This is a genomic window from Streptococcus sp. UMB0029 (assembly GCF_002871495.1).
GTDB lineage: Bacteria > Bacillota > Bacilli > Lactobacillales > Streptococcaceae > Streptococcus.
Genome location: NZ_PNGD01000009.1, coordinates 70,333 through 83,775, shown reverse-complemented (window position 1 = coordinate 83,775; position 13,443 = coordinate 70,333). Strand labels below are relative to the sequence as shown.

At 42.8% G+C, this 13,443-nt stretch carries 12 protein-coding genes; all 12 read right to left on the bottom strand.

The window, feature by feature from the left end; translation table 11 throughout:
- Positions 1–27: 27 nt before the first annotated feature.
- The 12 genes from purN to CJ239_RS12205 all read right to left on the bottom strand — a co-directional run bounded on the left by purN (position 28) and on the right by CJ239_RS12205 (position 13,440).
- Positions 28–579 (bottom strand): phosphoribosylglycinamide formyltransferase, encoded by a 552-nt coding sequence (purN, locus tag CJ239_RS07510; protein ID WP_102211102.1) that lies wholly within the window; start codon positions 577–579, stop codon positions 28–30.
- Positions 576–1,595: a phosphoribosylformylglycinamidine cyclo-ligase gene (purM, locus tag CJ239_RS07505; protein ID WP_102211101.1), complete on the bottom strand. Its 1,020-nt coding sequence runs from the start codon at positions 1,593–1,595 to the stop codon at positions 576–578. Before purM ends, purN begins: the two co-directional genes overlap by 4 nt.
- 217 nt (positions 1,596–1,812) lie before the next feature.
- Positions 1,813–3,255, bottom strand: coding sequence for an amidophosphoribosyltransferase (gene purF / locus CJ239_RS07500; RefSeq protein WP_000220647.1), 1,443 nt, complete (start codon positions 3,253–3,255; stop codon positions 1,813–1,815).
- A gap of 93 nt (positions 3,256–3,348) precedes the next feature.
- Positions 3,349–7,074, bottom strand: a complete 3,726-nt coding sequence (locus CJ239_RS07495) for a phosphoribosylformylglycinamidine synthase (protein ID WP_102211100.1) — start codon at positions 7,072–7,074, stop codon at positions 3,349–3,351.
- Between the two features lie 56 nt (positions 7,075–7,130).
- A complete protein-coding gene (locus CJ239_RS12385; RefSeq protein ID WP_080710150.1) occupies positions 7,131–7,274 on the bottom strand; it encodes a phosphoribosylaminoimidazolesuccinocarboxamide synthase in 144 nt (47 codons plus the stop codon).
- Position 7,275: 1 nt separating this feature from the next.
- Positions 7,276–7,983, bottom strand: coding sequence for a phosphoribosylaminoimidazolesuccinocarboxamide synthase (purC, locus tag CJ239_RS07485; RefSeq protein WP_102211099.1), 708 nt, complete (start codon positions 7,981–7,983; stop codon positions 7,276–7,278).
- Between the two features lie 275 nt (positions 7,984–8,258).
- On the bottom strand, positions 8,259–9,608 hold the full coding sequence (gene comB / locus CJ239_RS07480) for a competence pheromone export protein ComB (protein ID WP_102211098.1): 1,350 nt from the start codon (positions 9,606–9,608) through the stop codon (positions 8,259–8,261).
- A 12-nt stretch (positions 9,609–9,620) separates the two neighbouring features.
- On the bottom strand, positions 9,621–11,774 hold the full coding sequence (gene comA / locus CJ239_RS07475) for a peptide cleavage/export ABC transporter ComA (protein ID WP_102211097.1): 2,154 nt from the start codon (positions 11,772–11,774) through the stop codon (positions 9,621–9,623).
- 309 nt (positions 11,775–12,083) lie between these two features.
- Positions 12,084–12,272: a hypothetical protein gene (locus CJ239_RS12215; protein ID WP_000757184.1), complete on the bottom strand. Its 189-nt coding sequence runs from the start codon at positions 12,270–12,272 to the stop codon at positions 12,084–12,086.
- Between the two features lie 407 nt (positions 12,273–12,679).
- Positions 12,680–12,886, bottom strand: a complete 207-nt coding sequence (locus tag CJ239_RS07465) for a bacteriocin immunity protein (RefSeq protein WP_102211096.1) — start codon at positions 12,884–12,886, stop codon at positions 12,680–12,682.
- 78 nt (positions 12,887–12,964) lie between these two features.
- A complete protein-coding gene (locus tag CJ239_RS12210; RefSeq protein WP_042900083.1) occupies positions 12,965–13,144 on the bottom strand; it encodes a hypothetical protein in 180 nt (59 codons plus the stop codon).
- Between the two features lie 80 nt (positions 13,145–13,224).
- Complete coding sequence (locus CJ239_RS12205) at positions 13,225–13,440, bottom strand: bacteriocin immunity protein (RefSeq protein ID WP_102211095.1); 216 nt, start codon at positions 13,438–13,440, stop codon at positions 13,225–13,227.
- Positions 13,441–13,443: the final 3 nt, after the last annotated feature.

Here is a 13,443-nt window from a genome sequence, read left to right as displayed (position 1 = left end):
TTGCACAATCAAAATTTGATTTACTTCTTACCTTCTCTCCACTCCCAAGCTACCCAGCACCTCCGGATACAACTTGTACTCTGCCTCATGAATGCGAGTTTCAAAGCTTTCGATGGAATCATCAGCTAACCGTGGCACACGCACTTGTTTGATAACCTTGCCTGTATCCACACCTGAATCCACCCAGTGAATGGTCACACCACTCTCAGCGACACCCGCATTCCAAGCATCCTCAATCCCATGAGCTCCTGGAAATTCTGGCAGGTAGGCTGGATGAATGTTGATAATCCGACCTTCATAAGTCGCCAATAAGGTTGGCCCAACGATTTTCATGTAGCCTGCTAGGCAAACCAAGTCAATCTGATGTTCTTCCAAGAGCTCAACAAGGGCTTCTTCGTAGTCTGCCTTGCTCTCAAACTCCTTGAGTTCAAAAGCATAGGACAGAACGCCGAGCTTGTCTGCCCGCTCGAGCACATAGGCATCACGATGGTCTGAAAAGACAAACTCTACTGGAAATTGTTCCGCTATCACCTGAAAATTTGAGCCATTCCCAGAGGCAAAAACCGCTATTTTTTTCATTTGATGATGACACTTTCGTTTTCTTTCTTAACGATACGACCAATTTCATAGACTGGTTCATTCAACAATTCCTTGACACGACTTACATTTTCAGGGCTAACTGCAAACATAAGTCCCACACCCATATTGAAGATTTCAAACATTTCTTCGTGTTTGATCTGACCGTATTTTTCAAGGGCTTTGAAAATCGGTAAAACTGGAACCTTGTCTTCCTCAATCTCAGCAGCCAAGTCAACTGCAAACATACGAGGGACATTCTCAATAAAGCCACCACCTGTGATATGGGCAATGCCGTTGACCAAGCCTTCCTTGATGAGTGGTAAGACAGCCTTGACATAGATACGAGTCGGCTCAAGAAGAACTTCCTTGAGTTGCTTGCCTTCCAATTCTGGCAAGATTTCCTCACCTGTGTAGTCGGCAAAGACACGGCGAACGAGGGAGTAACCATTTGAGTGAATCCCACTTGAAGCAAGTCCGAGAAGAACATCTCCTTCTGCCACCTTTGAACCGTCAATAATTTGAGATTTTTCAGCCACCCCGACCGCGAAACCAGCCAAGTCATAGTCATTTTCGCCATACATACCAGGCATTTCAGCTGTTTCACCACCGATGAGGGCAGCGCCTGCCTGCACACAACCTTCTGCCACACCAGCAACCACTTGTTCTAGCTTAGCTGGTTCATTCTTCCCTGTCGCCACATAGTCGAGGAAATAGAGAGGCTCCGCACCTGCAGCGATGATATCATTGACACACATGGCCACACAGTCCTGACCGATAGTATCGTGCTTGTCGTACTTGATAGCCAACATGAGCTTAGTTCCGACACCATCAGTCCCTGAAATCAAGACGGGTTCTTTAACCCCAGTCTTTGAAAGGTCAAACATACCACCAAAGCCACCAAGAGCTCCCATGACACCTGCACGCTCCGTACGAGCCACGTGCTTTTTAATCCGTTCAACAACTTCATAACCCGCTTCAACATCCACCCCAGACTGGGCATAAGCATTTTTTGTCATTTATTTATTCCTTTTCTTTTTTTGAGAAAGACTGCGACGTATTTTTAGATAAACAATTATTTTATCTAAAAATACTAGTCAGGTCTCTAGCTTTGGTCCCATAGGGGAAAGCGTCTACTGACAAATGCTTTAGCTTTTAGTCAGTAGTGAGACGTGGAGCGTACGCATTTTTATTTGTCATTTTTATATTCCTTTTCTTTAATGGAGGATCTATTGTCTATTTGTAAAAACTGGTCTTTTCTTCCAAACTTCTACGATAGTCTTCTTCATAGTCGTAGAGAGGTGTTGGGTAGTCACCGTCAAAGTAAGCGACACAGAGCCCACCATTTGGTGCATCCGTTTCAATACCAATTGAATCAATCAATCCTTCAACAGAAAGATAAGTCAGACTGTCCGCACCAATGATTTGACGCGTTTCTTCAACCGTATGATTGGCCGCAATTAGCTCCTGACGGGTCTGGATATCAATTCCATAGAAGCATGGATAAGCTAGCGCTGGACTGCCAATAGCAACGTGAACCTCAGTTGCACCCGCTTCTTTCAAGAGCTGAACGATACGACGAGAGGTTGTTCCACGTACAATAGAATCATCAATCATAACAACACGCTTGCCTTTGACAACACCTGAAACAGCAGAGAGTTTCATCCGTACCCCTTGCTCCCGCAATTCTTGAGTCGGTTGGATAAAGGTACGTTGGGTGTATTGGTTTTTGATGAGGCCCATTTCATTTGGTAGCCCGGACTCTTCTGCAAATCCCATAGCCGCGCTGAGGGAAGAATTGGGCACACCGACCACGATATCCGCCTCATGCTTGAATTCACGCGCCAATTGGGCACCCATACGTTTACGTGCCGTATGAACATTAACACCATGAATGTTAGAATCAGGGCGGGCAAAATAGATATACTCCATAGAACAGATTGCTAACTGAGTATCATCTGTATAGCTATCATACTGGATGCCTTTGTCATCAATGATCACAATCTCACCTGGCTTCAAATCACGAATCCACTCTGCACCAATGACCTCAAAAGCACAGGTTTCGGAAGAAACGACTACTGCTCCATTAGCCATCTTTCCGATAGAAAGGGGACGGAAACCATTGGGGTCAAGAGCCGCAATCAACTTGTCCTCAAACAGCAAGATATAGGCAAAACCACCTTTAACTAGACTGAGCGCCTCCTTGATTTTGCCCATCAAGTTCGGATTATGACTGCGACGAATGAGATGAGCCAAAATTTCCGAGTCCGAAGTCGCGCTGAAAATCGCTCCTCTTTGTTCCAGTTCTTTCTTGAGAGAGGCTGCATTGGTCAGATTCCCATTATGAGCCAACCCAAACTGCATATCGTGAAAACGGAAGAGGAAAGGCTGAATGTTATCTACAGAAGCTTCGCCAGCAGTTGCATAACGCACATGCCCAATCGCACCAGTTCCTGTCAATTTATCCAAATTAGCAGGATTTCTGAAGACTTCTGATAAAAGTCCCATGTCACGATGGCGCTTCAATTGTCCCTGATCATTGGAGAGGATTCCTGCCCCCTCCTGACCACGGTGCTGAAGACTATGGAGTCCAAAATAGGTCAATTTAGCAGCATCTGGATGTCCCCAGATACCGAAAACACCACATTCTTCATTAAGAGATTTTACTTCGTATGTCATTTTATATACCTAATTTTTATTTGTGTAGCACCAAGAGCTAAATCTACATGACTTTTACATTACTAATACTATCTATTAGCAAATCTGCAAGTCTTATTTTCCAGTAAAGTATTTAACCGCTGACGCGAACAGGTGCTGGTCTTTATTTCCTGGGATGTTTTGGAAAAGACCGTCTTCATAACGTTCTGAGTGTCCCATCTTACCGATGATTTGACCATTCTTGCTGGTAATTCCTTCGATGGCATGGACAGAACCATTCGGATTGTACTTAGAATCCATACTTGGTTTGCCGTCAAAGTCAACATATTGGCTGAAAATTTGGCCATTGTCACGGAGCTCTGCAAATTCCTCAGCTGTCACGACAAACTTCCCTTCACCGTGTGAAACAGGAATGGCATGAATCTCACCAACTTCCACTCCAGCAAGCCATGGTGAGTTAGTATTGGCAATGCGAGTTTCCACCATCTTGGCCACGTGTTGGTTGGCATCATTGTAGAAGAGGGTTGGGCTAGTACTAGTGGCTTCTTCAAAGTTCCCGTATGGAAGAAGACCTGATTTGACCAAAGCCTGGAATCCATTACAGATACCGATAATCAAGCCACCACGGGCGATAAAGCTATCAATAGCTGCACGCACTTTTTCATTGAGCAGGATATTGACAATAAACTTAGCTGAACCATCTGGTTCGTCCGCAGCTGAGAAGCCACCTGCAAAGAAGAGAATGTTGGCCTTGTTGATATTGTCAACCATAGTTTCAACTGACTTGACAATGGCTTCTTCATTCAAGGTCACAAATGGCACCAAGTTGACCTCTGCACCTTCTTTCTCAAAGGCCTTAGCTGAGTCATATTCTGAGTTGGTTCCTGGGAAGACTGGGATGTAAACCACAGGTTTTTCAATGGTTTCTTTGGATTTGATGACTGTGTTAGAAGCGACAGCTGGCACTTCAGCCAATTCTTGAGATTGGGCAAATTCAGTAGGGTAAACTTCTTCCAGTTTCCCTTGGAAGGCACTGTCAAGCTTCTGTCCATCTAGCTTCACACCGTTGACAGTCAGTGTAAAGTCTGCTTTCGTTTGACCAATCTTCTCTACTCCAGCAATTTCTTCAGGAGAGGTAAAGACAAATCCACCCAATTGAGCTGTCAAGGCTGTTTCAAGTTCAGGCAAGGTTACCTCTGCACCGATATGGTTCCCAAAGGTAGCAAGAGCCAAACTTTCAACGACACCACCATATTTAACAGCTGATGCAGATGTTACTTTGTAAGTTGCTTGGATGGCTTCAAACTGAGCAAAGTGAGACTTAATCAAGTCAAAATCAATCTCTGCAGAGAGGGCCTGACCTGGGATGTAGTAGATGTTTTCACCAGCAGCTTTGAACTCGGGAGAAAGCACCTTACGGCTATCCGCTGTCGTCACCCCAAAAGCGACCAAGGTTGGTGGTACGGTTAATTCTTCAAAGGTACCAGACATAGAGTCCTTACCACCGATAGATGGCAAGCCAAGCTGAATTTGTGCTTCGATAGAACCTAGAAGAGCAGCTACTGGCTGACCGAAACGCTCTGCTTGTTTGTCCATGCGCTCGAAATACTCTTGGTAAGAGAAACGAGCCTTAGACCAGTTGGCACCAGCAGCCACCAAACGAGCAGTCGCTTCAATAACCGCATAAGCAGCACCGTGGTATGGAGACCATTCTGCTACATAAGGGTTGAAACCTTGAGCAATGACTGACGCAGTATGAGTCACACCATGTTGTACAGGCAATTTCTGCACAGAAGCCTCAGTTGGTGTGAGTTGGTAACGACCACCAAGTGGGTGATTAACCGTTGAACGACCAACAGAGCAATCAAAGATAGTCTGCAAGCCTTTTTGACTCGCATGGTTGAGGTCAGATAGAACCGCAAGGGTATCAACTTCAAGTGTGTCAGCAGATGTTTGACGTTCTTCTGGGAGTTTGACATCCTTGTCCACAACCTTAGCATCGACGACCACGCGCACACCGTTTGTATCAAGGAAACGACGTTCCAAGTCGACAATGGTTTCACCATTCCAGTGCATGACCAAATTTGGTTTTTCAGTGACTGTCGCTACCACAACAGCATCAATATTTTCTTTGTTACATGCTGCAACGAAGGCAGCCACATCTTCAGGACGAACCACCACAGCCATCCGTTCTTGAGACTCAGAGATGGCAATTTCGGTACCATTCAAGCCTTGGTATTTAAGAGGCACCTTGTTAAGGTCGATTTCAAGACCGTCTGCTAATTCACCAATAGCTACACAGACACCACCAGCGCCAAAATCATTTGATTTTTTGATAAGACGAGTCACATCGCCATTACGGAAAAGTCGTTGAATCTTGCGTTCTTCGATGGCATTTCCTTTTTGAACCTCAGCTCCAGCAGTTTCCACAGACTCAACTGTTTGAACCTTAGAAGAGCCCGTCGCACCACCGACACCATCACGTCCAGTCTTACCTCCAAGGAGGATAATGACATCACCAGCTTCCGGTTTTTCACGGACCACATTGCCCTTAGGAGCCGCACCGACAACAGCACCTAGCTCCATGCGTTTAGCTACAAAGCCTGGATGAAAATACTCACGAACGTAGGTCGTTGCAAGCCCAATCTGGTTACCATATGAAGAATAACCGTGAGCAGCTGTTTTAGAAATGACTTGTTGTGGCAATTTCCCAGCGCGAGTTTCCGAAATCGGTGCTGTAATATCACCAGCACCTGAAATACGCATGGCTTGGTAGACATATGAGCGACCTGACAATGGGTCACGAATGGCTCCACCAATACAAGTAGCAGCCCCACCAAATGGTTCGATTTCTGTTGGGTGGTTGTGGGTTTCGTTCTTGAACATGAGGAGCCATGGCTCTTTCACACCATCAACGTCCACTTCAATTTCGACTGAGCAAGCATTGATTTCATCTGACACTTCCATATCGTCCAAACGTCCATTGGCACGCTCATAACGACCGAAAATAGTCGCCATATCCATCAAGGTTTGTGGCTTTTCAGAACGCCCCAACTCATCACGCATGGCAATATATTTTTCATAGGTTGACTGCAATTGCTTTTGGAATTTAGAAGCTGAGAAATCAATGTGTTTCAACTCTGTCTCAAAAGTCGTGTGACGGCAGTGATCAGACCAGTAAGTGTCCAAAACCTTGAGTTCTGTTTCCGTCGGCACGCGCCCGATTGACTTAAAGTAGTCTTGGATAAAGAGCAAATCATCCACTTCCATTGCCATCCCTTGCTCTGCCTTGTAGCGGGCAAAGTCTTCTGCTGTATAGCTTTCAAAGAAAGTCAATTTCGGAATGGTCTTGTCTGACTCTGAAAATTCCTGCTTGGCAATCCCTGTCGTGATATCCTTGAAACGAGAATCAACTGGATTGAGCAAGTAGTTCTTGACCGACTCTAACTCAGTCGCATCAATATCTTTATTCACCAAGTAAAGTTGGGCTGTATTGACTGTCACATCACTCGAACTTCCCAGCAAAAGCAAGGCTTCCTGTGAAGAAGCTGCACGCTGGTCAAACTGCCCTGGCAGGCTTTCAATAGCAAAGAAAGCATAGTTGGCAAGATCCGCTTGCACAGCCGCTTCATCCAAGACATGATCTGTCACCTGCTCAGAGAAGATGTGTTTCTCTGCAGGTGCAAACAGGTCCTCTGCCAAATCAAATACATCATACACTTGCACAATACGAATACTTTTCAAGCTTGAAAGCCCCAAGTTGTGCTGGAGCTCTCTTACCAAACTCTCTGACTTGACCTGAAAATCAGCCTTTTTTTCAACAAAAATACGTTTATCCATCAATTCTTATTCCTTTATTTCAGCTCTTGCAATGTTCCCAAACAGCCTTGAGGTTGTTATTTCAATTCCTGCAACTTTTCCCAGACAATCTCGTAAACGTCTGTTAGTTCACCTAGACCCCTACGGAGTGAAAAGGTCTGGGGGACCTTTTCAGCCTGAGTCCTTTTAGTTGAGAGACGAAGGTTCTCCGTTGCTAACAGATTATTTCAAACCCTGCAACTTTTCCCAAACAATCTCATAAACGTCGGTTAGTTCTCCCAATCCTCTACGGAAAACATCCTTATCCATGTGGTTGCCATCCGCATCCCACAAGCGGCAGTTATCTGGTGAAAATTCATCTGCCAAAATAATCTTGCCATCCTTGTCAAAACCGAACTCTAGCTTAAAGTCAATCAACTTAAGCCCAATCTCAGCAAACCAGACCTTCAAAAGTTCATTGATACGACGGGTTTCTTCCTTCAAGTAGGCAATCTGCTGGTCATCCGCAATCTGTAGGAATTTCACATGCTCGTCATTGATGAATGGATCATCCAAATCATCATTTTTATAGTAAAATTCGACAATCGGAGTATCCAAGGCGATTCCCTCATCCACACCAAAACGTTTTGAAAAGGAACCAGCAGTATAGTTGCGGAGCACGACTTCCAAAGGAATAATCTTAACCTTTTTATTGAGTTGTTCTGTGTCTGAAAGTTTCTCCACAAAGTGAGTCGCCACACCAACCGCATTTAATTTCTCAAAAATAAAAGATGAAATCTGATTATTCAACACTCCCTTACCTGCAATCTGCTCCTTCTTGACACCGTTAAAAGCAGTCGCCTGGTCCTTGTAAGTCGAAATAATAAGATTTTCATCCTCAGTTGTATAGATATCTTTAGCTTTTCCCGAATAGATTAATTGTTTTGACATTTTAAAGTTCGCCTTTCGTATTACTTGAGCACATTCTACCACAAAAACCCTAAAATTACAAGAATTTAACCGAATAAATAACACATTTACTTCAAAAATAATAAAGAAAAAACTGCAAGAAGTATCTTTCTCACAGTTTTAAAATCATTTAATACTCTTCGAAAATCAAATTCAAACTGCGTCAACGTCGCCTTGCCGTACTCAAGTACAGCCTGCGGCTAGTTTTCTAGTTTGCTCTTTGATTTTCATTGAGTATAACTCTAAAAACACGAACATTACTCTTTGTTCAAAAATTGATCCAAATAATAGCGCAGATAACTTTTCTTGCCTGTAATCATCTGCAGACGACCCTCCACCCCGTACCGAAGTTTTTCAGCCTGCTCAGAAGTTAGATTAGTCTCCGCCTCGATTTTAAAGAAATTCCCTTTCTCAGTCTTAGTAGCTGTCGCATCAATACTTGTAATAGTAGAATCTAAGAAAAGTTGATTCTTGGCATCATGAGTCGTCGTATAGCGAACAGAATCACCGACCTTGATTCTTGCTACATCTTTGGAACTTAGATAAGCTGTGAGTTTGGCTTTCCCTTCTTTTTCCAAAGACGGATAGAGTTGGGCTAGTAGGGCACCTTCTGCTACCATGATAGAATCACTGGTCTCAGTATTAAGATGAAGCACCCCATCCTCACTCGCCGTAATTTTCCCCTTGTCTAAAAGATTTCCCTGTACCTTCTTGCCTGACTCTGTCTCCAAGATTTTCTGGTCTAGAAGGGTCAATTCCTGACCAACCTTAGCCAAGTGTTGGGATTTGAGAGACTCCAATTGACTGCTTAAGCCTGACGCATAGGCTTGCTGGGTACCTGAACCTGCATACTGAACACGGTAAGTAGCAAGACTAGATTCTAACTGAGAAAGCTGCGCTTCAACCTGCGCCACTGCCTGGGATTTAGCTTGGGAATTTTCCTCACTCTGAGACTTATAGGACTGGTAGAGAGAGTAGACTAGATTCTGACTGGCCAAGGAAGCACCTGTTTCAATAGCTGACTTAGCTGTCTGGTAATCGCGAATTTTAGCCTCTGTTTGGCTGATGAGGTTGCCGATTTCGGCTTGGGTTTGGCTAGCTGCTGCATTCTGAGATGCGATGGTCTCATTTTGTTGCGATGTACTAGCCCTAAGACTAGCCGCTTGGCTGAGGTAGTCGCGAAAGGTGGCTTGGTAGCCAAACTTATCCTCCTCTGGAAAGTGGTTCTCCCCTTCTTGCAGGCTCTTTTGCAAATACTCCAATTGCTTTTTTTGATTCTTGAGCATGTCCAACTGACTAGAATAGGCCTCCGCTTGGACACCCTCTGCCCCTTCTTGATATTGAACCAACAGCTCTCCCTTTTTAACCAGCTTATTTTCTTCCAAATGATTGACAAGAATGCGATTGTTGCTAGTTGACTGGATATTGGCAAGGATACGACTAGGCTCGACAGTAGCTCTAGTAGACAAACTCATCTCCTTCTCTGCAAATGTTGCAAATCCAAGCAAAAACACGAGCAGAAGGGACATGGGGACAATCACCCGACTGGAAAAATTATGGTAACGACGATTATAAAACTCCGCACTTTCTAAAAATTCTGCTTTCATCCTCTCCTCTTTCTAGCTATTCACCAAATGGGCGTAAAAGCCACCCTGTGCAAGCAAATCAGCATGCTTTCCTTCTTCGACAATCTTGCCCTGATCCAAGACAACAACCTTCTCTGTCCGCTCAGCAATGGTCAAGCGGTGAGCAATGAAAATCAAGGTTTTATCTAAAGACATCAGATTATCGACAATTCGCTTCTCTGTCAGAATATCCAAACTGCTGGTCGCCTCATCCAAAATCAAGACAGGTGCATCTGTCAAGAGAGCACGCGCCAGAGCGATTCTCTGCCGTTGACCACCTGAAATTCCTGCCCCATCCGAAGTCAATTCTGTCTGGTAATTCAGTGGCATGCGCTCAATATCCTCCCGAATCTCTGCCAATTCGACCGCCCGTAAGATATCCTCCTGGGTCGTCCCCTCCTTGGCTCCCAAAAGAAGATTCTCCAAAATCGTTCCGTTAAAGACATAGGGCTGTTGAGGCAGATAGTTGATATACTGACGCAGAGCCTTTTTATCAATTTGATTGAGATTGACACCACCCAGACTAATCTCTCCCTGACTTGGGTCGTAAAAATTAACCATCATCTTAGCCAAGGTCGTCTTACCTGACCCTGAAATCCCCACAAAAGCCACCTTAGAGCCTTGAGGAATAGTCAAATTGATATCCGACAAGACATCTCGACCATAGCCATACTTATAGTAAACCTGCTTGAAGATCATATCTCCCTTCATCAAGCTCAGATCCTCAACTGTTTTCTTCTCCTCAAACTCAGAAGCTACCAGATAAACCTCATTTAGGCGGTTATTAGCAACCTGCGCTGTCTGAAGCTTGGTTTGCAGATTGATAATATTTTCCAAAGGATTGGTAAAGTAAACAAGCAAGGTATTATAGGTAATCAACTGCCCCAAACTCATCTTGCCATCCATGACCAGAACAGCCCCCATCCAGAGAATACCGACATTGAGCAAGAGATGGGCAACTTTTTTCAGAGCCTTTTGCTGACTCTCTGCCCGACTATAGGTAAAGGATTTCTTCAGATAATCCACAAATTCCTTGTCAATTTTTTGGTAACGCTGACTTTCACTGGTCAAGGATTTGATAGTCTCAATACCATTGATGTCCTCAATGATAGAAGAAGACAGAACCGCATTAGCTTCCATGGTATCCCGATTCATCTTTTCAAACGGCTTCATAAAGGCAAAGATAATCACTGTATAGATAGGAAGCGCCAATAAAGTCATGAAAAAGAGATTGGTATTTTGTGAAAATAAAACAAGGGAAATAATGACAACCGTTGACACATCTAGGAAAATCGAAAGAATGGTCGAAGCCAGCGCATCAATGATACTGTTAGCATCTGTAAAACGAGACACGATTTCCCCTGTCCGACGTGTCGCAAAAAAGGACATAGGCAGGTGAAAAACATGCTTGATATAGGACAAAATCACATCAATAGACAAGCGTTGCCCCAAAACAAGCAAGAGATACTCCTGAGCGTAAGACAAGATTTGCTGGAGGATATAGACAATCACCAGCCCAATAGAAATAATCCCCAGTGTCGAACGCATCTGATCTGGCACATAGGTATCAATGATAGACTGCAGATAATAAGAACCCACAATGTTAATCAAGGTTACCAAGAGTGTTGCCAAAACGATATTGGCAATCAAACCACGCTGTTTCACTAATATAGGGATAAAAGATAGCAGACCATTTTTTTGATCCTTATGAGGCTTATAGTCTGGACTAGGCGCCATAAACAGAGTCACTCCTGTCCATTCTTCCGCAAAACGCTCACGTGGTAGTTTGGTCAATTTCACCCCAGGATCTGGATCAGCAATATGAATGCTGTCCTTATCCTGCCCAGTCACCACATAGTAGTGAAGCAATCTCCCTTCCTTAAGCACATGGGCAACAAAAGGAAAGGTCAAATCTGGCAAATCAAAGAGCGTCATATCCGCCTTGATCGCTCGCGTCTCAAAGCCAATCTCCTCTGCTACCTTGACCAAGCCCAAAGCCGTCGTCCCATCCATGGTCGTCTTAGCCAATTCTCGCAAGTGAGCTAAAGAATAGTAACTACCATAGTAGCCAAAAACCATGGCTAATGAAGCTACACCGCAGTCCATCTGATCCACCTGCGGACGATAGTGACGTTTCCCAAATTTCATATTCATCTCCTTTTCCTAATACCCAATGAAAATCAAAGATCAAACCAGGAAACTAGCCGCAGGTTGCTCAAAGCACGGCTTTGATGTTGTAGATAGAACTGACGAAGTCAGTAACATCTACACGGCAAGGCGACGTTGACGTGGTTTGAAGAGATTTTCGAAGAGTATAAACTCATCTGATAATAACTATCTTACCCCAATCCTCAAACAAAAACTGGACTTCCTCCCCAAATGCGCCTATCTACCTCCCAACTGCACTTTTTGAATAAAGAAAATAGGCAGAACAAGCGTTCTACCTAAAATATATATTTATTTCTTTTTCTTCCTAATTCTTTTGTCAATCATATATAAAACGATAATCGAAAACAGCGGTGGTACAATATAACTCTTTTCACTCATTGTCAGTTGAAATCCCAGAGTTGCTAGTATCTTAAAGATGAAAATATTCATCAAAAATAGAAAAACAAATACTAAAAAATATCTTAAAACCTTCTTCATTCCTTTTCTTCGACTTTCCTAATTTCTATACCTATTTTATCAAAAATACATGTAAAACTCCAAATAAACTCCAAACGATATAAATAAACACCTCAACTGCACTTTTGGGATAAAAAATAGGCAGAACAAATGTTCTACCTACTAAAAATATGGTATGAAAGGAAATTGATTTTTTACTGACACCCTAGGCAAACTTGGAACAAATAAATCATTGATAGTAACATTTGTGACATCCTATTTATTACTTCAATTTCTAATGTCCCTGCTATTTCTAAGCCACCTCTGGTATGATCCATTCCTAGTCAGAATAGATAACACCGTTCTAAATTACGATTCATAGTTACTCCTTTTTTTGATTCGTTACTATAAGATTTCTATTTCCCCATAGATTGTCTACCGCTTCAAATCTATCTATTCTTTTTTTCTTTACTTCTATATAAAAGAATGAATACCATCATAAATAATGCAACCGTGGGTATATTAAGATTATCAAACCAAGTAGGTAAAGATACTTTATTTATATCAGCTACTAATCTGATGATAATATAAGACATTGAACTAAGTAATACCATAATTTCAGGCAAAACTTTCAGTATTGATTTAACAAATTTCATATTAAACTCCAATGTGATGCATTCTTAGATTCTAGCCTAGCTATTTTCAGCGCAGACTAACAAGTCATTCTTAACTGCTCACTCTACTTGCTTTTTATTGACCTTATACCCTAGATAAAAGAGCCCAAATAAAACGGGGTAAATTTCTGGATAAAATAAGGTATTGATCGGATTTTTTAACATCAAATACGTTGCGATGTAGATTATGAGCGATACGGTAAAATATCCCTCAGCGAATCCTAATAAAAATGTTTTCATAAGAAACTCCTAATTACCTGACAAGAATGGCGGAAAAACGCTACCATTCACATGCACAAAATCCTTTTGATTCATGTTCTTCACTTATAGTTTTGATTATTTTTTGACAAATCTTTGCGAAAAATACCAAAATATCCTGCGAAAAGCAAACCAACTAAAGTCCATTGCCAATTAAAGGATACTAACGAACCTGTACGAATCACATGAAGCGCGACATTAAGAGTTATTCCCAACAAAGGACATATAGTTGCTAGTTTAGGTAACAATGTATTGAGATTAATGTTGCGATTATTCATTAT